The sequence below is a fragment of the Pseudomonas sp. LAMO17WK12:I1 genome (assembly GCF_900177315.1).
GTDB classification, from domain to species: domain Bacteria; phylum Pseudomonadota; class Gammaproteobacteria; order Pseudomonadales; family Pseudomonadaceae; genus Aquipseudomonas; species Aquipseudomonas marginalis.
This window is the reverse complement of record NZ_FWZV01000010.1, coordinates 225,815-250,295: the sequence shown is the minus strand read 5'-3', so window position 1 is coordinate 250,295 and position 24,481 is coordinate 225,815. Positions and strand designations below refer to the sequence as shown.

Sequence of the window (24,481 nt, the reverse complement as noted above, 5' to 3'; positions counted from 1 at the left end):
ACTCTTGCTCCAAGAACATCAATTACACCGATTGATCAACAAGAGTCAGTATCATGCAAAGAATTCCCTGTGTGCTGATGCGCGGCGGCACCTCGAAAGGTCCGGTTTTTCTTGACTGGGATTTGCCCGCCGCCGTTGAGGCCCGCGACGAACTGCTGCTTAACCTGATGGGCTCCGGTCATGAACTGGAGATCGACGGCATCGGCGGTGGCAGCCCGCAAACCAGCAAGGTTGCGATTGTCAGCCCTTCGCTGCACCCGGATGCGGACGTTGATTACTTGTTCGTTCAAGTGATGGTTTCACAACGCAGGGTCGACAGCGCCCCCAACTGCGGCAACATGCTGTGTGCGGTGGGCCCGTTCGCCGTCGAGCAGGGTCTGGTCAAAGGCACCCCGGAGCGCACCCGTGTGCGTATTCGCAACCTAAACACCGGCACCTTTATTCACTCCGACGTGTACACGCCGGATGGCAAAGTCAGTTACGAGGGCGATACCGCCATTGATGGCGTGCCCGGTACTGCCGCACCGGTGCAACTGACGTTCCTCGACGCAGCCGGCAGCAAGACAGGCAAGCTCTTTCCCACCGGTAACACGCAGGACGTGATCGATGGCATTGCGGTGACCTGTATCGACATGGCGATGCCCATGGTGCTTGTCGAAGCCAGCCAACTGGGCAAGCGTGGCGATGAGAGCCCGGCGGAACTGGACGCCGATAAGGAATTCCTGCGACGCCTCGAGACACTGCGGCTTCAGGCCGGCCTGGCCATGGGCCTGGGCGATGTCAGCGACAAAGTGATTCCCAAGCCGGTACTGGTTTCGCCCGCAAAAGCGGGCGGCACGATCCAGGTCCGTTACTTCATGCCGCACAACTGCCACCGCGCGCTCGCCATTACCGGCTCGATTGGTTTGGCCACTGCGTGTGTGATTGAAGGCAGCATCGTTGCGCAGATGCTCGGCGGGATCAGTACGCCGCGCCTTGAAGCGGTGCGGATCGAACACCCGAGCGGCGGGATTGATGTCGTATTGTCCTACACCGGCGTGAACGGTGAGACAATTCAGGCCTCAGTCGTACGCACCGCCCGCAGGCTTTTCTCCGGCTACGTCTACGCCACTGACTCGCAGCGCCTTGCCGGATAAATTCCGATAGTCGTTGGCATTTTTGCATCCGCACAATTCTAAAAATGGGTGATGCCATGAAAGTTGTTAAATCGCTCTACTTCCAGATCCTCTGCGCCGTGGCGCTCGGCATCGTGGTCGGGCATTTCTGGGCCCAGCAGGCCATTGCACTCAAACCCCTGGGTGACGCGTTCATCAAACTGATCAAGATGATGATTGCGCCCGTGGTGTTCTGCACCATCGTCACCGGCATCGCCGGGATGAGCGACAAGCGCTCCCTCGGGCGCCTGCTGGGCAAAACCATGCTGTTGTTCTTCGTCCTCACGGTGATCAGCCTGGTGATTGGCCTGGTCGCGGTGTACGTGTTCCAGCCGGGCGTCGGCATGAACATCGATCCCAGCCAGCTGAGCACCAAAGGATTGGCCCAGTACACGGAGTCGGCCGCAAAGCTTGGGGTGGTGGAGTTTTTCATGCACATCATTCCCGAGACGTTTGTCGGCGCCTTCAGTAAAGGTGAAGTGTTGCCGGTGCTGTTTATCGCGGTGTTGTCCGGCTTTGCCTTGTCGTCGCTGGGCGAACGTGGCAAACCGGTACTCGACGTGCTCGAATCCGCCTCGCAAATGGTCTTCAAGATCTTTTCCTACCTGATGCGTTTTGCACCGGTCGGCGCTTTCGGGGCCTTGGCGTTCACTGTCGGCCAGTACGGCATCACCTCGCTGGGTTCGCTGGCGAAGTTGATCATGACCTTGTACATCGCCTGCGGCTTTTTCGTCTTCGTGGTACTGGGCAGCATTTGCCGCGCCAACGGCTTCAGCCTGTGGAAGCTGCTGCGCTACTTTCGGGAAGAGTTCCTGGTGGTACTCGGCACCTCCTCCACGGAACCGGTGATGCCGCGCATGCTGGAGAAACTCGAGGCACTGGGTTGCAAAAAAGGCGTCGTCGGCCTGGTACTGCCCACCGGCTACTCGTTCAACCTGGACGGCACGGCCATCTACCTGTCGTTGGCGGCGATTTTCATTGCCCAGGCCTGCAACATTGATCTGAGCCTGACGCAGATCATCACCATGCTGGCGATCATGCTGCTGTCCTCCAAAGGCGCCGCCGGGGTTACCGGCAGCGGGTTCGTGGCACTGGCCTCGACCCTGACGGTCATTCACGACATCCCATTGGCCGGCCTGGCATTGCTGATCGGCGTTGACCGCTTCATGTCTGAAGCTCGCGCCCTGACCAGCCTGGCCAGTAACGCCGTAGCGACGGTGGTGATTTCGATGTCTGAAAATGCCTGCCACCGCGACACGCTGAACCGGATGCTCGACGCAAAATCTTCTGCCGCACCGGGAAAAGCCTGGGACGACCTGAAGGACGCCAAACGCGTCTAGAGACAACCGGATAACGCTTCCCCCCTGACTTGACTGAACCCCCCTCCCCGCCAGGCGCGTTGTGCCGCCCGGCGGGTCAGGGCTCGTGCGCCTCGGCGTCAGCCATTTTTACGATAACAACAAGAGAATCGTCCTATGCTCGCTTTCCTTGGCTTGGCCATGGTGGTCGTATTCACCTATCTCATCATGACGAAGCGCTTGTCGCCCATCGTCGCGCTCACCGTGGTTCCCATCGTCTTCGCGGTGATCGGCGGCTTTGGAGGCACCACTGGCAAGATGATGCTCGACGGCCTGAAAATGGTCGCCCCGTCTGCCGCGTTGCTGCTGTTTGCGATCCTGTTCTTCGGCCTGATGATCGACGCAGGCCTGTTCGACCCGCTGATCCGCAAAATCCTGAAGAGGGTCAATGGCGACCCGATGAAGATCGCCGTAGGTACGGCCCTGCTGTCGTTGCTGGTAGCGCTCGACGGCGACGGCACAACGACTTACATGATCACCTGCGCCGCAATGCTGCCGCTGTATAAACGCATCGGCATGAACCCGATGATCCTGGCAACCATCTCCATGCTGTCGCTGAGCATCATGAGTGGCATGACGCCCTGGGGCGGCCCTGCGACACGGGCTATTGCCGCGTTGGGCCTGGATGCCGGCGAGTACTTCGTGCCGTTGCTGCCGACCATGATCGGCGGTGCCCTGTGGGTGATCTTCACGGCCTTTATACTGGGTCGCGCAGAGCGCAAGCGTATCGGCAACGTGCAGCTGCAAAGCGGCGGCGGCGATTGCTACATCGATGCGATTCTCGAGGACACGCCCCACAAACGTCCGAAGCTGGCCTATGTCAATCTGGTGCTGGTGATCGCGGTGATGGCGGCGCTGGTGATGGGACTGATGCATTCTGCGATCCTGTTCCTGATCGGCTTCGTGCTCGCGCTGATGATCAACTACCCGCAATTGGACATTCAGAAAGAACGCATCCTGGCGCACTCGGGCAATGCCATGACCGTGGTGTTGCTGGTATTTGCCGCCGGGATCTTTGCCGGGATCTTTTCCGGTACAAAGATGGTGGATGCCCTGGCACAGACCCTTGTCGACTGGATCCCGCCATCCTGGGGCCACCTGTTTCCGTTGGTGGTTGCGATCACCAGCATGCCGCTGACCTTTGTACTGTCCAATGACGCCTACTATTTTGGCGTGGTGCCGATCCTGGCCAATGCCGCCGCCGCGTATGGCATCGACCCGGTCGAAATCGCCCGCGCCTCGATCCTGGGCCAGCCCGTTCACCTCATGAGTCCGCTGGTGGCCTCGACCCTGCTGCTGGTGGGCATGGTCGATCGCGATATCGGCGACTTCCAGAAGGCCACCGTCAAATGGGCCGTGCTGACCTCCCTGGTCGTCACCGCCCTGGCCTTGTTGACCGGGGCCATCAGCCTGTTCACCTGATCCGCCCATAACCCCTGCTGCCTTCCAGCGCGCCTCACTCACGAGGCGCGTGCCGACCTGTACCCCAAATAACAACAACGAGTCATTTGCCATGAACCCTATGTATACCCGTCGAGCTTTGTTTTGCGCGTTAGGCCTGGTACCCGTCGCGGCGGCCAACGCCGAAGGTTTTATTGATGACAGCAAGCTCAAGCTGCAACTGCGCAATGTGTATTTCAACGAGAACTTTCGCGACGAGCACGGCTTGAGTGCGCGGGCCGCCAGAACGGCAAAGAGCGAACGCACCGAGTGGGCCCAGGGATTTCTGCTGGACTATCAGTCCGGATTTACCGCGGGCACCCTCGGCTTCGGCGTGGACGCCCTGGGGCTCTATGGGGTAAAGCTCGATTCAGGGCGCGGGCGCAGCGGCACCGGGCTCATGCCGGTGCATGATGACGGGCGGGCGGCCGGCGAGTTTGCCAGCGCCGGCGCTACGGCAAAAGCCAGGTTCGCCAAAACCACGGTCAAGTACGGCACCTTGCTGCCCAAGACGCCGGTGCTGATTTACAACGATGCGCGCTTGTTGCCCCAGACCTACCAGGGCACCCAGGTCAGCAGCAGCGACATCGAGAACCTGACCGTGACCGGCGGGCATCTGGACCGTTTCAAACTGCGCGACTCCACCAACAGCGTGCCGATCGTGCCTGATGGCTACAGCGGGGAAAAGTCCGGAGATTTCAACTACGCCGGGGCTGAGTACAAATGGGGCAAAAACCTGCGCTTGAGTTATTTCTACGGGGAACTCGAGCACTTCTACCGACAGAACTTCGCCGGTGTCCAGCACGACCTGCCGCTGGCCGGTGGCGTGCTGACCAGCGACCTGCGCTACTTCAACAGCGTTGATAGCGGCTCGGCCTATGCAGGCAAAATCGACAATGACATGTTCAGCGGCCAGTTGTCCTACGTGATTGCAGGCCATACCCTCGGTGGCGGCTACCAGGCCCTTCGCGGTGATGCCGGATTACCCTACATCAGCGGCGCGACCGTCTACTCGTTCAGTAATGCCGGCATCGGCAAATTCATTGAGGAGGACGAGAAGACCTGGATGCTCAACTATGGCTACAACTTCGCCGCCGTCGGCGTGCCCGGCCTGACCTTCTCAACGCGCTACCTGAGCGGCAATGACGGCAAGTCCACCACCACAGTCAAGGAATGGGAGCGTGATACCGAGCTGGCTTACGTTGTGCAAGCCGGCACGTTCAAGGGGCTGGGCGTGCGCATGCGCAACTATGTCTACCGTTCTGAGTTCTCCCGCGGCCGCGACAGCAATCGCCTCTACCTCACCTATGACATCGCCCTTTGGTAAGTCGACGATCGCGGCCCTTGCGGCCGCTTTCCTGCAGATTCAGGTGAGGAACCCCACGCATGCTGTTTAAAAACAAAGTACTGATGCTGGTGCTGGCCCCAGTGGTGCTGTTGTCCACGGTGCTGGCGCTGACAACGAGCACCACCTTGCTGTCGAGCGCCGAGCAGGAAGTCACGGCGACCCGGGAACGCCTGCTGGATGAAAGCCGGGAACGCTTGAAAGACTACGCCAACCTTGCCCGAACCTCGGTAGCGGAGCTGTATGCGCAGGCCGAGACGGGGGACACCGCAACGCGTGCGCTGGCGATCGCGCGGCTGTCCCGGATGAAGTATGGGGACGACGGCTATTTTATCGGCTACGACAGTCAGGTCGTGCGCCTGTTTCGTGGTGACAGCAGCGAAGGCGTCGGCACCAACATGAGTGAGCGCAAAGACAGGAACGGGCTTTACCTGAACCGGGAAATGGTTGCCGCCGCGAAGAACGACACCCACTTCGTCAACTATTCGGGGGCCCTGATCAATACGGATAAAGTCGTTCCCAAGCTGGCTTACAGCTTTTACCTGCCGGCCTGGGACATGGTCGTGGTCACCGCGATCAATCTCGACCGAATCGAAAGCCAGGTTGCCCAAGTACGAGGGGAAATCCATCAGCGTGTGCGCAGCCTGGTCTACGGGATAACCGTCATTGCCTTGATTGCGCTCGGGATCACCGGCGTGCTCGCAGGGTTAATGGTTAAAAGCAGCCTGCGTCCCCTGTCGCGGATTCGCGAGCATCTCGATGAGATCGCCGCGGGCGAAGGCGATCTGACGCGGCGCTTACCCATCAGCCGCGACGAGTTCGGCCAGGTGGCCGTGTCGTTCAATGCCTTCGCCGATAAGATTCATGGGCTGGTCGGCCAGATCGTCGGCATGGCCAGAGAATTGAATACGTCCGTGACCCAGGTGGCCGAACAGAGCAAATGCATCGATCAGGTCATGGAACGGCAACGCCAGGAAACCGATCAAGTCGCTGCAGCAATCAATCAGATGTCATCTGCGGCGCAAGAGGTCGCCAACAGTGCCCAGAGCGCTTCAGAGGCAGCAGGCGAAACCGATGTGCAGGCCCAGCACGCCAGGCAGGTCGTCAATGAAAGCATCACCCGGTTGGGCAGCCTGACCGAGGACCTGTCCGCGGGAGGCGCCTCGCTGAAAAGCCTGCAAGGCGATGTAGCAGGCATTGTCACGGTGCTGGATGTGATCCGCTCGATCGCCGAGCAAACCAACCTTCTCGCACTCAATGCCGCGATCGAAGCCGCCCGGGCCGGGGATGCAGGTCGTGGATTTGCCGTGGTTGCCGACGAAGTACGCGCGCTGGCAAGCCGGACGCAACTCAGCACCCAGGAAATTCAAGCGATGATCGAGCGCCTTGACCAGGCCACCACCAAGGTCGTCACTGCAATGAGCCACTCCGGTGCAGCAGGCCATGGCGCCAGCCTGCACGCGGAACAAGCCGGGCAATCGCTGGGCAAGGCGGTCGAGTTGATCGTTACCATCAACACCATGAACGCGCACATCGCCAGCGCCGCGCAAGAGCAGACGTCGGTTGCCGAAGCCATCAATCGCAGCGTCCACCAGATAGCCCGCGCGATTGAAAACGTCGCAGACCAGACCCAAAGCGGCGTACATACGGTCGATGAGCTGTACGCCATCGGTCATCGCCTGGAAGGCCTGTTGAGGCAATTCAAGATTTAACCAGGACGGCGTTCAACCGGGACTGTCATTTTTGCCGAGGCGTTTCTGCCGCTTGAATCGGCCCGGTAGGCGGAGCGAGATGATCGCAACTGCCCAACCCCCTATCGCGCGTTTAACGTATGCACATTCACAAGTAATTTTCCCAGCCCATAGGTATGCTCCGCGTTTATTGCCGATCACTGATACCGGGATGCCAGCCCAAGTCTCTGCTGCTCAGTCGCAGTTTATGGAGCCGTATCCTCAAGGACGCTTGAACGATGAGTACCCTCACGCTGGACATCAGCAACCTGACGCCACTGCCTTACCACCAGCAGGTGGTCGATTACCTGAAAACCAGTGAGTCCGCCGTGTGGAGTTGGGCTTCGTCCCTGGGCGCCCAGCAGGAGCACGCCCAGGATGTGCGCGCGCAATTGCTGCGGGACACCTATCGGCTCAGCCCCGAGACCCACCCGCAGGCCTATCAGGCGTGTGAAACGGCTTTGCAGCAGTTGCAGATCCAGGCGCCCGCCACTTTGTACCAGGCCGGTGATGGCGCGATGAATGCGAGCCTTTATTACCTGGCCGGTGAAGTGCATGTGGTTTTTTACGGACCGATTCTTGAGCGGCTCGATGCCCAGGAGTTACTGGCGTTGCTGGGGCACGAGCTGGCCCATTACCGATTATGGTCGGAGCACGACGGTGACTATCTCACTGCCGAGCGCATTCTCAATCACGCAATGGCCGATGCGTATACGCCGCCAAGCCTGGAGCAGACCGCACGCTTATACAGCCTGCACACCGAAATCTACGCCGACCGGGGCGCTGCGTTGGTAGCCGGCGGGCCAGAGGCGTCAATTACCTCGCTGGTCAAGGTGCACACCGGGCTTGTCAGTGTTGACGCGGCCAACTATCTGCAGCAGGCCCGCGAGCTGGATGACAAGGATGCGCAGTTGTCCCAGGGCGTGTCGCATCCGGAGACGTTTCTACGTTCCCAAGCAGTCGACAGCTGGTGGCGGCAGGTCCCGGATACAGAGGCGTGGCTGCACCGCCGTCTACGCGGGCCGTTGTCGCTCAATCGCCTGGATGTGACCGACCAGGTCGAGCTGACCGCCCTCACCCGCGGCTTTATCGCCAGCTTTATCGGCGCAGCCGTGTTGCAGTCGGAGGTTGTACTCAATCAAGTGCGTGGCTTCTTCCCCGACTGGAAGGACAATGAAGTGCCCCTGGAACTGGGTACGCTGAACGCCGAACGTATCGACGCGAGCATCCACGAATACCTGCACTTCATCATGCTCGACCTGTGCCTGGTCGACCGCGACCTGCGGGATGAAGCATTGCTGCATGCCGCCCGCACCGCGAAGAAACTCGGCAGCGCCGACGACTTTATCAGCGTACTCAAGCGCGATATCAAATTTCCAAAACGTGAGCTCGACCCGCTCGTTCGCGCGCTCAAAGCGGAGGTCGACACATGGACCCAATAACCCCAACCGTCACGTTCACTCAATTGCTGCAGAGCCACGATGGTGCCGCCGTGCCCATCGATGATGTGCTGTTCCTGGCGCTGCCCCTGCTGAGCCAGGTAGCGCAACTGCATGAACTGGGGCGTGTCGCCCAACTCGGTTACCTCGATGTAATACAAGGGCCGGAGCGCTCCCTGCAACTGCGTAACCCCGAGGGCGTGACGCCGCGCCTGGCGCTGGACGCGATCAAGCAGGTGCAGCCCAATCCGGAATCGGCGCTGAATATTGTCGGCAAGGTCCGCCTGGTCCGGGATTCTGAAAGTGGCGTGGCCATTACCGACCTGCAAGTCCAGGAAGACCCGCACCAGGCTATCGACCACCCGGTGTTCCTCACAGAGTTGCACGCTTGGGAGCATCGTCTCGGGCATCACGACGAAATCACCGATATTTTCCAACTCGGCCAGTTGCTGGCGTGCCTGGCCTGCGGCTTGGACTTTGCCGACATCAACGACCTCAAGACGTTTGCCCGGCACCGGCGCAACCTGTTCCAGCTCAATGGCCGGCTCAACCCGGTGCTGGCCAATCTGATCGTCGAGATGACAGAGCTTAACCGCCATGAGCGTGCCACGGATGTCGGCTCGCTGGTACGGCGCCTGGAGTCCTGGCGCGAGCAGCCGGCCAGCCTGGATGTCGAGCGTGTGCTGGCCCAGGCCGAAGGGCCGGCTTCACGGCGCACCGTCGTGCTGGAACACCTGCGCAACCGGCTATTCGACCTGTCGCGGCGCAATCGTCTGCTGTACTTCCGGCCGACCCAAGCCAACGTCAACCTGACCGTCGCCAGCGTACCGCTGGTGATGCGTATTGAAAGCATCCGCCCCGAAGCACTGTGCACCTGGCAGCCGACCTTCGGCGGTTTCTCCGAGCAGGTACTGAGCGGCAAGCCCGTTGGCCTGCAGCAATGGCTACGCTTTGACGACCAGACCTGGCTGCAGGCGTCCCTGGAACGCATCATCCAGGAAACCCGCCGCGACCGCGCCGAGTTCGGCTTCAGCAACCTACGCCTTGTGGTGGCCTTCATGCGCTGGCACAACCTCAAGGACACACCGGAAGAACGCATTGTCACCCCGCTGCTGTGGCTGCCGGTGGAACTGAGCCGCAAGAAAGGTGTGCGCGATCAGTTCATGTTGCAGTGCGATGAAACCGAGGCTGAATTCAACCCGGTATTGCGCCATCAGTTGCGTCAGCTCTACGATATCCAGTTGCCGGAAACCGTCGACCTGCAAAAGACCTCTCTGGAAGACATCCACGCTGATATTGCGCGCCAGATCAAGCTGACCGAGCCCGGCGTTGAGCTGCGCCTGCAAAGCAAGCCGCAAATCGAACTGATCCACCAAAAGGCCGTACAGCACCTGCACCACTTCCAGCGCCGTCGCGCACGTCAGCGCTCGGCCATGCCGTTGGTGAAGCCGGACTTCAGCTACGATCGCGAAGATTACCGCCCGCTGGGCCTGCAACTGTTCCAGCAAAAAGTGCTGCCCAGCGAGTTGCCGCTGCGCCTCGCGGTCGGCGCCAAACCCTCGCTGCGCACCCAGCATCCGCAGATGGTCGCCAGCAGCACCGAAAACAGCACCTTCGCCATGCCCGAAAACCAGGGGCACCGCTACGCATGGGACATCGACCTGACCCAAGTGACACTGGCCAACTTCAACTATCGCAAGATGTCGCTGGTACGCGACTACGCGCAGTTGATCGACGACCCGGCCCAAAACGAAGCGTTTGACCGGATGTTCTCCATCGAACCGAGAGAGGTCGAAGTTCAGGCCCCGGAACCGATCCCGCTGCCGGAACAATGGAACGTAGTGGCCGGCGACGCTACGCAGAACGCTGCCGTCGCACTGGCCCGCACCGGGCGCAACTTCATCATTCAGGGGCCACCCGGCACCGGTAAGTCACAGACCATCACCAACTTGATCGCCGACTATGCGGGGCGCGGCTTGCGGGTCCTGTTCGTGTGCGAAAAGCGCGCCGCACTGGATGTGGTATTCCACCGTCTGCAACAGAGTGAACTGGGCGAATTGTGCTGCCTGATTCACGATTCCCAGACGGACAAAAAAGCCTTCGTTGGCAACCTGCGCGAGTGTTATGAGCGCTGGATTGCCGGCGATGCCCAATCGCCCCAGCTCCAAGCACGACGCAGCGCCACGCTGAGCACCCTGAGCCAACAACTGGGCCTGATTGAGCGCTTTGAACAGGTTATGACCGGCGTTCCAGAGACGCTGGCTTGCTCGGTGCGTGAGTTGGTGCGTCATTTGATCGACCTGCCGGCTGTTGCAACAAAACTGCCACCCGAAGTTATGGAGCGGTTGCCCGAATGGCGTCACTGGCAGGCACATAGTGAGCTGATGGGGCGCGTGTATCAGGCGATCAACGAACGCTTTGGCCTCGACAGTTTCGCGCGTCACCCCTTCAGCCGCCTCGGCGCAAGCCTGGTTACCCACGAACACGCCTATGGCCAACTCAAGGCATTCCTGGATGAAGCCTGCGGGCTCATGGACAGCGTCGAGCAGTTTCTGGAGGCATCGTCGAGCCTGCTTTCCAATGACACCCGCCTGGACGATGCGCGGGTACTGACCCAGGCTGCCGAACAACTGAGCGGCGCCAATCTGGCCTCGCACCTCGACCTGCTGGAGCCCGGCTCACCGGGCTCCCAGGCGCTGCATGCGGAACAGGCGGCATTGCAGACCCTGGCCGTGCAGCAACACAACGCCAGTGAAGCCAACCATTTTTGGCGCGACAAACTCGCCCCCCAGGACACTGACGCCGCCCGGGAGCTGGTGCAGCGTCTGGAAGGTTCGCTGTTGCGTTGGCTGAAACCGTCCTGGTGGCGACTACGTGGCGAACTGCAACGACGCTATGACTTCAGCCAGCACGCGATCCGCCCAAGCTATCGCAGCGTGCTCGACAACCTGGCCGGCGAACACCGCGCCACCGCCGAGCTGCAGGCCGAGCAGCAGCGGTTGCAAAGCCGCTACGGTGTCCGGGATATCGATGTGTTCGTGCAACACCTGCAAGCCCTGCTCCAGCAATTGAGCACATCACCCTTATTGCGCCAGTGGGTCGAAGGCCAGCGCGCAAATCCGAACGCCTTGGCCAGCGTGCGTCAGGAAGCCAGCCTGCACCAGCCATTGGCACGCCTGGCCGAGTTGGTTGCGCAACATTGTGCATTCCAACCGGCGCCAAGCTTGGGAGTGCTGGCTGAATACCTGCGCGACCTGCGTGAAGAAATCGACGAACTGCCCGACACCCTCCCTCTGCTCAATGAACTGTACCAGGCCGATTCCGCCTGCCTGATGGCCATGCAACAGCACGCCCTGCCGCAACCGGCGCTGGATGGATTGATTGCCCAGGAGAACCTGACCCGTTTGTATCGCGCCAACCCGCAACTGGCACGCTTCGACGGCCCGGCGTTGAGCCTGGCAGTCCGTCAGGTCAGCCAAGCTGAAAGCAACCTGCTCAAGCACAACGCCCATGTACTCAGTGCCACGCTGCATCAGCGTTTTCTGGAAAATGTGAAGCAGTCGGCGATGTCGGTGACCCAACTGGATGCCCAGGCCCGTGAGTTCAAGAAAGCCTATGCCAAGGGCCGCCGCGAACTGGAGCATGAGCTGGGCAAGACCATGCGTTACCGCTCCATCCGCGAAATGGCGAGTGGCGACAGTGGCCGGGTGATCAACGACCTCAAGCCCATTTGGCTGATGAGCCCGCTGTCGGTGTCCGACACGCTGCCACTGACGCCGGACCTGTTCGACGTGGTGATTTTCGACGAAGCCAGCCAGATCCCCAGCGAAGAAGCCGTGCCGGCCTTGAGCCGTGCGCAGCAGGTGATCGTGGTGGGCGACGAGATGCAATTGCCACCCACCAACTTCTTCTCCAGCGCCGGCGACCAGGACGATAACGAACTGGTTGCCATGGAAGACGGCGAGCAGATTGCGATCAACCTCGATGCCGACAGCCTGCTGAGCCAGGCCGCGCGTAATTTGCCGGCGACCTTGCTTGCCTGGCACTACCGCAGCCGCCATGAAGCGCTGATCAGCTTCTCCAACGCCGCCTTCTACGAAGGGCGGTTGATCACCATCCCCGACCGTCGCATCGAACGCCCTGCCCCTGCCCATGCGGCGCTGGACTCCACGGACGCCCAGGCAGTGATGCAGGGCGCCGACACACTGCTCGACAGCCCGATCAGCTTTTTGAAGATGAGCGATGGCGTTTACCTCAGCCGCAGTAACCTGGCCGAAGCGCGTTATATCGCCAACCTGGTGCGTGAGCTGCTGCAACGTGAGACCGGCCTTAGCCTGGGGATCGTGGCTTTTTCGGAAGCCCAACAGGGCGCCATCGAGCAGGCCCTGGAGGACTTGGCCGCCAGTGACTCGGCCTTTGCCACTCGCCTTGAGCGCGAGTATGTGCGTGAAGATGCCGGGCAGTTCAATGGCCTGTTCGTCAAGAACCTCGAGAACGTTCAGGGTGATGAACGCGACGTGATCATCCTGAGTATCTGCTACGCGCCCGGACCGAACGGCAAGATGCTGATGAACTTTGGCCCGATCAACCAGCGCGGAGGGGAAAAACGCCTCAATGTGATCTTCAGCCGTGCGCGCAAGCGCATGGCGATCGTTTCCAGCATTGAGGCAGAGGCCATCACCAACACCCACAACGACGGTGCTGCGGCACTGCGCGCTTTCCTGCAGTTCGCCCAGGCCAGCGCCAGTGGGGATGCGCTGCGCTCCCAGGGTATCCTCGCCAACCTCAACCCAGGCGCCAAGCAATCCTTTGCCGTCAGCCTGCCCAAGGACAGCCTGCGCGGAGCCATCGCCGTCGCGTTGCGCAAACGCGGGCATACGGTGCAGGAGTATGTCGGGCGTTCGCAGTTCCGCTGCGACCTGGCGATCAGCGACGCCAGCGGTGAGCACTTCAGCCTTGGCGTGCTGCTGGACGGCGATACGACGCACGCGACTGACGTGAAAGAGCGTTATATCTTCCGCCCGACCGTGCTGCGCAGTTTCGGCTGGAAGATCATCGACGTGCTCAGTCATGACTGGCTGCGGGACCCAATGGACGTGCTGAATCGTATTGAAGCGCTGCTAAGGAATGATGAGGTGCCCGCGCTGCCAGAGCCTGAACCGGAAGTGGAACCTGCAGCGGTTGAAGTCGAGCCGCCGCCAGCCACTGAAGCAGCGATTCCGATGCGCGAGTTCACCTTTGGGGAAGGTAACTCCAACAAGTTCTGGCGTATCGGCGTCGCAGAGGCGGAGGTTGTGGTGAGCTTTGGTCGTATCGGCACCAAGGGCCAGACCCTGATCAAGTCCCTCGACAGCCCGGAACGGGCAGAGCGCGAAGCGCAAAAGCTGATCGCGGAGAAACTGCGCAAAGGGTATCAGGAGCAGGCGGGGCTCGATCACACCGAGCCGCGCTGAGTCGATCCGGCATTGTGCGCCCTCCTGCTCCAATACCATCAACGTGCGCTTTCCCCGCATTTTTTGATCGGGCGTGCCCTGACGTTGAAAGCTAAGCAGACGTCATCCGAAGCCCCCTCCGGGGCTACGAATGACCGCCGACTTCGTCACCAGTATTTAGCGCTCCACGGCCTGGGCGCTATCGGACCAAGGAAGAAACCATCGCTGTAACAAGCGCTCCAGATCATCCACATACGTGAACGCGACCGGCACGACCAGCAGACTTAAAGCGGTTGACGTTACCAATCCACCAATCACCGCGATGGCCATAGGCTGACGGAAGCTGGCATCCGCTCCCAGCCCCAGTGCAATGGGCAGCATGCCCGCGATCATTGCCAAGGTCGTCATAACAATGGGCCGGACACGTTTGTGACATGCATTAACCAAGGCATCGAAAACGGACAGGCGTTGCTGGTGAATGCCCATCACGGCGTACTCTACTAGGAGGATAGAGTTTTTGGTCACAATGCCCATCAACATCACAAGACCTATCATGGACGGCAGGCTTAGCATGCCTCGGGTCACGAGCAGTGCGACAAAGGCCCCACCCACTGAAAGCGGGATGGCGAAGAGAATGGTCAGTGGTTGAAAGAAGTCACGGAAAAGAAGCACCAGCACGCAGTACACGCAGAACACCCCGATGACAATGGCCATGCCGAACCCACCCATCAGCTCAGCCATGATTTCCGCATCGCCGGTTTCGATCAGCTTGACGCTGGTGGGCATAGCCTGGATCGCGGGTAAAGCTTTAGCCAGGGTCAGCGCCTGCCCTAACGGCATGCCCCCCAGGTCTGCACTGACGGTGGCGTACCTGCGGCGGTCATAACGGTCAATCTGCGTAGGGCCACTCTCTACCGTCAGGCTGGCAACACTGGATAAGGGGATCAAGCCATCGCGACCACGAACCCGAAGATTAGCTATCGTTTCAAGGTCCTGTCTTGAGGTATCTGGAATTCGCACCTGAATCGCTACCTGACGATTGTCCAGGTTTAGCTTGGCCATTTTTGCGTCAAAGTCCCCATTGGTTGCAATGCGAACCGTCTCACCAATGGTTGATGTAGTAACACCACGTTCCGCTGCCTGCTGAGCGTCGGGGCGTACGATGATCTCGGGGCGCTCCAGGCTTGCCGTGGAGGTGATGTTGGCAAGACCCGGGACATCGCGAAGTTGCCGCTCCAGCGCCTGCGCTGTAGTTTTCAGCGCTGCTTTATCGTCACTGGAGAGAATCAGCGAGAGTTTCTCCCCCAGCCCCCCCGAGCCGATTGAAAAGCGGGCTCCGGGTACATCGCGCAGCGCGACGCGTACCTGAGTTTCGATCTCAACCTGGGCTGGGCGCGTGCCGCGAGGAGAAAGTACCATCGTCATGGTCGCCCTGCGTAATTCTGCCGCCTGTGTCTGCCCGCGTCCGGCAGGTTGGGCGACCCCCACGCTGGTCATTACATGCTCGATGCCGGGAATATGCTGGATTGCACGACTCACCGCTCCCGTCGTCGCTCGGGTCGCCTCCAAGCTGCTGCCAGGGGGCAACTCAATATTGATATTGCTATAGCCCTTGTCGGAGGCCGGCATCAGACCTGTCTCAAGCAGTGGCACAACCGCGATCGAAGCAGCGAATATAAGGACCGTACCCAACAGCGTGAGGCGCCTATGGGTAAGACACCATGTCACTGCGCTGAGGTAGCGTGTCATCAGCACGCCGTCCTTGGCCTCAACATGACCGCTATGGGTCTTGAGCAGATAGGCTGCCATCATTGGGGTCAGCACCCTGGCAACCAGCAATGAGGAGAGGACCGCCACCACCGCGGTCCAGCCGAACTGCTTGAAAAATAGTCCCGGTATGCCACTCATCATGGCGGTGGGTAAAAACACCACGACAAGGGTCATGGTGGTCGCCATAACCGCCAAGGCAATTTCGGTTACAGCATCACCGGCGGCCTGTTTGATCGGTTTGCCCATACGACTGTGACGCTCGATATTCTCAATCTCGACAATAGCGTCGTCCACCAAAATACCCACGATTACTGCCAATGCGAGCAGGGTCAGGGTATTGAGCGAGTAGCCAAGCCAGCTCATGACCAGGAACGTTGGCAGGATAGACAAGGGCAAGGCTGAAGCCGAAATCAAGGTTGCACGCCAGTCGCGCAGGAACCACCACACCACCAGCACGGCCAGTAGCGCGCCCTCGTAGAGCATGTGCATCGATCCTTCGTACTGCTCACGCGTATAGTCGACGGTTCCGCAGACCTTGGTAAAACTCAGGCTTGGATCGGTGCCGTGAAGCTTGTTGAGTGCGTCGGCCACACCGGCCGCCACTCGCGTCTCATCGAAATCCTTGGCACGGAATATCCTGAATCCGACCACGGGTTTGCCGTCCAGGGTGGCGATCTGAGTCCGGTCCGCGTAGCCATCCTTAACCACCGCGACCTGGTCCAGGTTGACGCGTCGCCCACTCTCCAGCACCACCGGCAGGCTGTTCAGTTCGGCAGCTGTACGCACAGTCGCAATGGTGCGCACCGCCTGTTCAGTGCCCCCCACCTGCCCTCTTCCGCCAGACGACTCTTGCTCAACCGTTTTCAACGCCCGTGATACATCCGCAGCTGTTGCCCCCATGGCAGCCAAGCTTGCCGGATCCACCTCTACCAATACTTGACGCTGGACACCGCCGACCCGCTCGAACTTGCCGATACCGGGCACGCCCAGGATAGTCTTGTTAATGGTGTCATCCACAAACCAGGACAGGGCCTCTTCGTCCATTCGCGAAGACGCCACGGCGTAGAGCAAGGTCGCCTCATCACCACCCACCCGCACCGCACTTATAGAGGGCTGCTCCAAGTCGCCAGGCAGATCGGAACGCACTTTATCCACTGCGTCTTTGGTTTCAATCAGGGCATCGGAGAGTTTCTTTTCCAGGATGAACTCAACGTTAATCGTGACCAGCCCGTCGACGATGGAGGTGCTGATGTGTTTGATACCTGACAACGTCGCCAGGGAATTCTCGACCTTACGTGCAACCTCGGTTTCCATTTGAGCTGGCGCAGCGCCAGGTTGCGTCAAAGCGATAACGACCGTTGGGAGATCAATGTCCGGCATGTTGGCAATTGGCAAGGCACGAAAGCCAAGGATCCCGGCCAAGGAAAGCAGGATAAAAAGCAGGATGGACGGAATGGGATTACGGATAGACCACGTGGCAAAGTTCATCATTCACTCCTGGGCCGCAACCGGCGCTGCGGTAACGTGGACCCGATCGCCGTCGTTCAAGAAGCCGGCGCCTTGCACGACGACTTTGTCTGTAACACCAAGCCCTAAAAGGATTTCCACCTCGGCGTTTTGTCGACGCCCCACGATCACTGGCTGCATACCGATGCGGTCACCCTCGAGCAGTTTGGGCACATAGCTGCGACCATCGCGGATCACTACGCTTGCAGCCGGTACCACCAGAGCGGAGCTTTCAGCGACGACGACCCTCCCTCTTGGATACATGCCAGCTCTTGCCAGGCTGCCGGGTTCAATATCCGCATAGACAATACCGAGCCTGGTCTGGCTATCCAGGCTGGGCGCCAGCTCGCGCGCTACCGCTACGGCTGAGGTACCGTCAGGCAATACCAGGCTGATACGCTGGCCGGGTTTGACTTGGGATAGCTGCACAGCTGTCAGTTCACCACGCCATTCCAGGCGACTTTGGCGAATCATTCGAAATAGCTCTTGTCCCGTCCCATACACCGCACCCACCGTTGCACTACGGGCGCTGATAACGCCATCATCCGGGGCGATCACTTTGGCGTACCGTATTTGCAAAAGCGTTCCTCGCAGCAATGCCTTCGCAACACCGGCCTGGGTCACATACTGGAGAACGTCCTGCTCACTCATGCCGCCAGTACCCTTGAGCTGCAAAGCGCGCTGGCTATTGGCTTCGGCCTGTTGCCAGGACGCCCTTAGCCGTGACTCGTCGGCACCCAACAGGTCGGCATCGAAAGTCGCCAGCAATTGCCCGCGCTTAACGCGGTCCCCCACGTTCACGAGCATTTCAGCCAATCTCAAGCCCGATACCTGGGAACCGATGATTGCCTCCTCCCATGGGGCAATAACCCCGCTGGCCTCAAGCGTTGCAGGCCACTGCACCAGCGTTGCTGTGGTGGTAGTCACAGCCATCGCGACGGCAGGCTGCATGGGTGCCAGCGTGGCGTTGGAGTGAGCGGTGAAGAACAGGACACCGCCGACCATCGCCCCAATGCATAGGGCAACGACACTGACTGACCTGCGGCCGAGACGGCCCGAAGAAAAAAACAAGTTATTCATGGGCTGTGTTGTCCGGAATTAGGGCGATTGCTCCGCCGGTGGCTTTGACTAGGGATATCCAGGCCTGAGCCTGGTCGCGACGCGCAGAAATCTGCGCGTCCTGTGCCGAGGCGAACTGGCGGCGACTGTCTTCGAGTTCGAACAGGCTGACAGCGCCAACCTTCCACTGAGCATCGGAAGCCAGCAGTGTGGTGCAAGCAGCGATCACACCTTCTCGGGTCGATGCACCCCGTAATTCGGCCGATGCCTGAGCAGCAATAGCGTTTTCCACGTCCTGAACGGTAGTGCGCAACGTGCCTTGCAGACTGGTTACTGCGCGCCTGTAGCGAGCGTCAGCGACTTTCACATTCGCAGCGCCTGTACCGCCATCGAACAGCGTGCCGCTCAGGCTGGGGCCAATGGACCACGTGTTGAAATCAAGACTGGAGCCTGCGGCGCGGATCCATTGACCGGTCAATGCTGCCGTCAGATCAATACGCGGCAGGCGGTTTGCGCGAGCAACAGCGATATCTGCCCAGGCAGCGGCGACTTCACGCTCAGCCGAGATAACATCCGGGTGTTGCACCAACACCGTTGCAGGCATTGCAGGTACCGCCGCCGGCGCTCGTGGCATGAACACGGGCGCCGCATCAGGCGTTGACGGAGCAACACCTACCAATGTCTTAACCCTGCTAGAACTCTGGCCGCTGAGGGCCACCAAAGCGTTCACCTGGCGAGCGCACTGTTCTTGCTGAGTCGCCAGATTGGTACGGGACGTCGCAAGGCCCGTGAGTATGCGAGCTTCGTCAACCGCAGCGGCAAAGCCGCTTTGCAGACGTCGTCGAGTCAGGGCGAGGGTTCTTTCCCGGGAAGCGATGTCATCAACCAGCACACGCCGACTGTTTTCGCAGGCACGCAGAGTCAGCACATCGTTCGCGATATCGGCTACCAGGGTCAGTCGCGTTGATGCGGCATCAGCCGTGCGAGCATCAAGGCGGTTCTGAGAAGCTTCAACCGACTCCCGAACCCGTCCGAAAAGATCAATCTCCCAGCTGAAGCTCGGCCCAACCGAAGCCGAGGTGCCAAGCACAGTGGTGCTGGAAGAAAAAGGAGACGTGTTCTGGCTTTGCTCCCGCGTCAAGCTCGCACTCGCACCGATGGTGGGCAGCGTATCTGCGGTAGTCACTCCCAGCGTCCCACGGGCTTCGTCGATACGCATAAGCGCTTGAAGCAACGTTGGGTTATCAGCAAGCGCCTTATCGATCAACTCGTCGACAGCATCATCACCGAGCTTCCGCCACCAGGGCTTTGCCGCCAGTGAAGGCTGATTGTCCTCGGGCGCCGACGCCCCAGACCAACCGGAGGGCGTGGCCAGGGTCGGCTTGGTATAGGCCGGCTGCAACGAACAACCACCAGATGCCAACAGCGATGCAGCGAATGCATACATCGCCAGCCGCCTGCAGCGCACCCACGCGTGCCCGTTACGCTTGGCACGACTGGCGTCACGTTTGATTTTTGAAGTCATCTCAGATAACCGAAAATAAAGCACGTTAAGACCTTAACGGCAGACGCAAAGCCTTAAGCTGGCGCGTCGAGAGTCAAGTCGACTCATCGTGGGCGGCAGCAACTTATTCTTTACCGTCAAAGCAACCCCGGCGTTTTTTGGGCTGACTCACGGCGACAGTGAAAAGCTTCGCCAGCCTCTCAATAAGCCCTAGTGCGAAACCACAATGTCGGAGATCGGGTAGCGCCACCTCTCTTCGATCCGTGCATCATCCGCGCGATACCCAAGGGCAATCACAAGAGGAATCACCGCACCCCGTGGGAGATCGAGAAGTTTGGCGACCTGCGACGCGGAAAACCCTTCCATCGGGCAGGAGTCGATGCCTTTGGCTGCTGCGCCAAGCATGATTGTTTGAGCAGCGAAGATCGCATTGCGTGCTGCCCATTGACGACCGCCGGTGTGCCCAATAGGGATCAGCGATAAGGTGGGACGGATAAGTGCGGCAAGAGACACCAGCGGTGACCAGAATGCCGAAGATCCAATGCCCAGGATTTTCTGGAACATGCCTACTTGCTTGCGATAGTAAGCCTTCGAGTCAGGGCCCAGTGTCGTCGAGCTTTCTACATGAGCGAGTTGCGCTCTGGCGGTTCGCAGGCCCATCGCGGGGCTGGCCACTACGACAACAAAGTCTGCCGCTGTCGCCGCCGCTTTCTGCCCATTGCAGGCCGCAGCGACTTTAGCTTTCAAGGCCGGCTCTCGAATCCAATGCAGCTCGTACGGCTGCATGTTCCCGCTGGAAGGTGCAAAAGCAGCTTCAGCAAGCAATGCATACACGTCACCTTCGGGAATCGTCGTCGAGTTGAATTTACGAATGGCCCTGCGGAAACGGTTCGCTGCTTGAAAGCCGTCCCAAGGAAGTACCGGGTGATGTGTATTCATGATTGAGTTGCTCTCGGTTGGTTAAGAACGTTGTGTTTCCTCAACTCAAATCGTAAGTTAAAGCTTATATTTTAAAAACTCGCGTTCTGGAGCGTCCCATGAACAAAAGCCGAACGACCGTAACCCCCCGTAAAATCCCGGCCCAGGCACGCTCCCGCGCAACTGTCGAAGCGATTATCCAAGCGGCGACTTACATTTTGACCAAGGTCGGCTGGGAAGGCCTGACGACCAATGCAATTGCAGAGCGCGCGGGCGTCAATATTGGTTCGCTCTATCAGTTTTTTCCGAACAAAGAGGCGGTTATCGCAGAGTTACAGCGACGTCATGCCGCTGCAACGCGAACCGATTTGCTTAACGCGTTGGAAGTTTTGCCAGGACAACCGTCTCTTCGAGAGGCGCTCACAATGATCGTGGAAATGATCGTCGCGGAGCATCGCATCGCGCCTGCGCTTCATAAGGCGATTCATGAAGAGCTGCCCCGCACCGTTCGCCAGGAAGACCATGAAAAAGATCATATGCAGCGACAGTTTTCAGACGTCCTGAGACCTTTCATGAAGAATGTTCCCGATCCGGATCTTTCGATCTATCTGATGGGCATCGCTGCGCATGCGATCATCCATACCGTGACGGCTGATCGGCCACAATTGTTGGGGGATCAGCGCTTTATTACTGAGGTTGTCACCCTGCTTGAAAACTATCTCTATAGGCAAAATGGGGACAGGACCTGATATTCCTCAGTGGCCCCCCTTCGATAAAATACCGTTGTTCGACGGCAATCCCCTGGCGCTCCGCCAAACCGGCGAATGCCTCATGCTGCGCTTCGTTCAGCGCCTCATAGAGCCAGATTGAAGTGTCCAAAATCATTAGGCCAGTTCATGGTGGGAGGGGCAATCAATAGTAAACGCGGATTCTGCAATATAGGGCACCTCGGCACGTGGCCATCTCAATCTGTGAATTGGCCTCCAGTGAGCCGTGCACAGCGGCGGTTAGTTGATCTTTATCAGCTGAGCCAGCAAAAAGCTGATTTTCGTCAACAGCCCACCCGAGCCTTGCACCATGGCCTGGGGGTATGTGTTACACGCATACCTCATGCTCAAACGTCATAATCCTATTTTTTGCGGCGTGTTAATCTGCTGCGACTATGAATAGGCATTGATCGTCAGTCGACAATGGCCCCAACCAGGAAAGATCATGCCAAAAAAGTCCCACTCAGCGCTTCGCCGCAATTTTCGTGAGCTGTTTGCAACGCCAACCTGCGTTGAAACCGCGTCCGTGTTCGACCCTATGTCGGCACGTATCGCCGCCGACCTGGGCTTCGAGGTCGGTATCCTGGGTGGCTCCGTGGCCTCGTTGCAGGTACTGGCAGCACCCGACTTTGCCTTGATCACGCTGAGTGAGTTCGTCGAGCAGGCTACCCGTATCGGCCGCGTCGCCCAGTTGCCTTTTATTGCCGATGCCGACCACGGTTACGGCAATGCACTCAACGTGATGCGCACCGTCGAAGAGCTTGAGCGCGCCGGCGTCGCGGCATTGACGATTGAAGACACGCTGCTGCCTGCACAATTCGGGCGCAAATCCACCGACCTGATTTCCATCCAGGAAGGCATCGGCAAGGTCCGCGCCGCCCTGGAAGCCCGTGTCGATCCTGAACTGTCGATCATCGCCCGGACCAACGCCGGCGTGTTGTCCACCGAAGCGGTGATCGAACGCACCCGGGCTTATCAGAAAGCCGGTGCCGACGGCATCTGCATGGTGGGTGTCAGCGACTTCGAGCACCTGGAGAAGATCGCGGAAAACCTCACCGTGCCGCTGATGCTGGTGACCTACGGCAACCCCAAGCTCAACGACGCCCAGCGTTTGGCGGATTTGGGCGTGCGCGTGGTGGTTGCCGGCCATGGCGCGTACTTTGCGGCGATCAAGGCTACTTACGACAGCCTCCGCGCCCAGCGCCAGCTGACCCACAGCACCTCGAACCTCAGTGCGACGGAGCTGACCCATACCTACACGCTGCCTGAAAGTTACGTGGCGTGGGCCAAGGAGTTCATGGACGTGGAAGAGTAATAACTGCGTGGAATAAGGGGCCAATTACTCCAGCGCCCTCGCCCTTGTTAGTTCAACTTAAAAACTCCCCATGGAAAAAATCCGCCGTAGCAACTACGGCGGCAACCAAAGGGTATTGTCGAAGCAGAGCGGCTAAGACAGTGCCCACGCTACACCTCCCGCCGATTAAAAATAGTGAAGTTTAATTAATCGAGTTTCATCCCCGGCACACCTGCAGGCCGCGCAAAATCTGCCTGGAGTCAGCTTCGGCAAACCCGTCGAAGACAATAAGAAACCGTAACGCCTCACTTTAAAACTCTGCCCATACAAGCGTGTACGCCTGCCAGACAGTGCGGCGTTTCTGTGCGCGTTCATTATTCCGGGGAAGTTAATAACATGATTAAACAGTGGAGCCTGTTGGCGCTGGCGGTGTGCGCCAGTATCAGCCCCGTGGCGTTTGCCGAGTCCGTCACGGACCAGGCCGACTCCAAGGGTTTTATCGACGGCAGCAGCGTCACCGGCTTGTTGCGCAACTATTACTTCGACCGCGACCGTGCGAGCGGCAAGGCCGACAACCGCGACTGGGCCCAGGGCGCCATGCTCAACTACGCCTCGGGCTTCACTCAGGGCACCCTCGGCTTTGGCGTGGATGCCTACGCCTACGGCGCGCTGAAACTCGACGCTACCCACGCGGACGCCGGCACCGGCGACCTGCCGACCGATCGGCACGGCGATCCCGAGAATGCCTACGGTTCCGTCGGTGCTGCGGTGAAACTCAAAATTTCCAAGACCCAGTTGAAGTTCGGTGACATGCAGCCCACCGCGCCGGTCTTCGCCACCGGCGGCACCCGCCTGCTGCCGCAGACCGCCACCGGCTTTGATCTCACCAGCAGCGAAATCAGCGGACTGGACCTGGAAGCCGGGCACTTCACCAGCACCAACAGCGGCATGACCAGCAACCATGACCACGATATCTACGCCACCTACGCCAACGTGGCGGCCAACAGCGCGAGCTTTGTCGGCGGCAAATACACCTTCACACCGTCACTGAGCGCGACACTGTATGCCGGCGAACTGGAAGACATCTGGCGCCAGTACTACACCAACCTCAACTACGTCATCGCCCTGCCCCATGACCAATCCCTGGCCCTGGACGGCAACCTGTACCGCACCCTCGACACCGGCGCCGCCAAGGCCGGCGCGATCAACAACACCACCTACTCGGTGGCGGCGGCCTATTCGTTCCTGCAGGCGCATACGCTGACGCTGTCGTTCCAGAAGGTGCACGGCGACACGCCCTTTGACTACATCGGCACCGGCAACAACGGCGCAGGTGAAGGCGGCGACTCGGTGTTCCTGGCCAACTCGGTGCAGTGGGGCGACTTCAACGGGCCAGGCGAGCAATCGTGGGGGATTCGTTATGACTTGAACATGGCCAGTTATGGCGTGCCGGGGTTGAGTTTCATGAGCCGCTATATCAACGGTTCGGACATCAACGGCACCCACACCCCGGTCAACAGCGCCTATGCCGGCGATTACGGTGCCGACGGCGCCCATCACGAGACGGACGTGGAGGCCAAATACGTGATCCAGAGTGGTCCGGCGAAAAACCTGTCGTTGCGCGTGCGTGATGCCATCGTGGCGTCCAACGCCGACCAGCGCGATGGCGACTTGAATGAGCTACGGGTGATCGTCGACTACCCGTTCACCTTGCTGTAAAGGGAGCCTTGTCAGGAGAGGGAATGGCTCCCTCTCCACGCCTAAG

Annotated in this window: 14 protein-coding genes and 1 pseudogene; 11 read left to right on the top strand and 4 right to left on the bottom strand. The window is 59.6% G+C overall.

Features of this window, described 5'->3' with window-relative positions:
• Nucleotides 1-53 precede the first annotated feature (53 nt).
• From B9N88_RS20440 to B9N88_RS20410, 8 genes and pseudogenes are all read left to right on the top strand, one after another.
• The gene (locus B9N88_RS20440; RefSeq protein ID WP_027605834.1) at nt 54-1,136 is read left to right on the top strand and encodes a 4-oxalomesaconate tautomerase; all 1,083 of its coding nucleotides are present in this window, start codon (nt 54-56) and stop codon (nt 1,134-1,136) included.
• A 44-nt stretch (nt 1,137-1,180) separates the two neighbouring features.
• On the top strand, nt 1,181-2,494 hold the full coding sequence (locus B9N88_RS20435) for a dicarboxylate/amino acid:cation symporter (protein ID WP_027605833.1): 1,314 nt from the start codon (nt 1,181-1,183) through the stop codon (nt 2,492-2,494).
• 135 nt (nt 2,495-2,629) lie between these two features.
• Complete coding sequence (locus B9N88_RS20430) at nt 2,630-3,934, top strand: CitMHS family transporter (RefSeq protein ID WP_027605832.1); 1,305 nt, start codon at nt 2,630-2,632, stop codon at nt 3,932-3,934.
• A gap of 100 nt (nt 3,935-4,034) precedes the next feature.
• The gene (locus B9N88_RS20425) at nt 4,035-5,279 is read left to right on the top strand and encodes an OprD family porin (protein ID WP_371263378.1); all 1,245 of its coding nucleotides are present in this window, start codon (nt 4,035-4,037) and stop codon (nt 5,277-5,279) included.
• A 59-nt stretch (nt 5,280-5,338) separates the two neighbouring features.
• A pseudogene (locus tag B9N88_RS33360) lies at nt 5,339-6,151 on the top strand (cache domain-containing protein); the annotation flags it as partial.
• 36 nt (nt 6,152-6,187) lie between these two features.
• Nucleotides 6,188-7,009: a methyl-accepting chemotaxis protein gene (locus B9N88_RS33355; RefSeq protein ID WP_371263377.1), complete on the top strand. Its 822-nt coding sequence runs from the start codon at nt 6,188-6,190 to the stop codon at nt 7,007-7,009.
• 257 nt (nt 7,010-7,266) lie between these two features.
• The gene (locus B9N88_RS20415) at nt 7,267-8,469 is read left to right on the top strand and encodes a M48 family metalloprotease (RefSeq protein WP_027605829.1); all 1,203 of its coding nucleotides are present in this window, start codon (nt 7,267-7,269) and stop codon (nt 8,467-8,469) included.
• Nucleotides 8,457-13,919, top strand: coding sequence for a WGR domain-containing protein (locus B9N88_RS20410; RefSeq protein ID WP_027605828.1), 5,463 nt, complete (start codon nt 8,457-8,459; stop codon nt 13,917-13,919). Before B9N88_RS20415 ends, B9N88_RS20410 begins: the two co-directional genes overlap by 13 nt.
• Before the next feature lie 156 nt (nt 13,920-14,075).
• Here B9N88_RS20410 and B9N88_RS20405 read toward each other — a convergent pair whose 3' ends face one another.
• The 4 genes from B9N88_RS20405 to B9N88_RS20390 form a co-directional block, all read right to left on the bottom strand.
• On the bottom strand, nt 14,076-17,156 hold the full coding sequence (locus B9N88_RS20405) for an efflux RND transporter permease subunit (RefSeq protein WP_043293557.1): 3,081 nt from the start codon (nt 17,154-17,156) through the stop codon (nt 14,076-14,078).
• A gap of 3 nt (nt 17,157-17,159) precedes the next feature.
• Entirely contained in the window at nt 17,160-18,254 is a 1,095-nt protein-coding gene (locus tag B9N88_RS20400) for an efflux RND transporter periplasmic adaptor subunit (protein WP_027605827.1), read from the bottom strand.
• Complete coding sequence (locus tag B9N88_RS20395; RefSeq protein WP_223841582.1) at nt 18,247-19,758, bottom strand: efflux transporter outer membrane subunit; 1,512 nt, start codon at nt 19,756-19,758, stop codon at nt 18,247-18,249. Before B9N88_RS20395 ends, B9N88_RS20400 begins: the two co-directional genes overlap by 8 nt.
• Before the next feature lie 189 nt (nt 19,759-19,947).
• Nucleotides 19,948-20,676, bottom strand: coding sequence for a nitroreductase family protein (locus B9N88_RS20390; protein ID WP_027605825.1), 729 nt, complete (start codon nt 20,674-20,676; stop codon nt 19,948-19,950).
• 98 nt (nt 20,677-20,774) lie between these two features.
• On the opposite strand from B9N88_RS20390, the gene B9N88_RS20385 reads away from it, so the two are divergent.
• From B9N88_RS20385 to B9N88_RS20370, 3 genes are all read left to right on the top strand, one after another.
• The gene (locus tag B9N88_RS20385) at nt 20,775-21,404 is read left to right on the top strand and encodes a TetR/AcrR family transcriptional regulator (RefSeq protein WP_027605824.1); all 630 of its coding nucleotides are present in this window, start codon (nt 20,775-20,777) and stop codon (nt 21,402-21,404) included.
• Nucleotides 21,405-21,867: 463 nt separating this feature from the next.
• A complete protein-coding gene (locus B9N88_RS20375; RefSeq protein WP_027605823.1) occupies nt 21,868-22,737 on the top strand; it encodes an isocitrate lyase/PEP mutase family protein in 870 nt (289 codons plus the stop codon).
• 375 nt (nt 22,738-23,112) lie between these two features.
• Nucleotides 23,113-24,435 carry an OprD family porin gene (locus B9N88_RS20370; protein ID WP_027605822.1) on the top strand — a complete coding sequence of 441 codons (1,323 nt, stop codon included), beginning with the start codon at nt 23,113-23,115 and terminating at the stop codon, nt 24,433-24,435.
• The last annotated feature ends 46 nt before the right edge of the window (nt 24,436-24,481 follow it).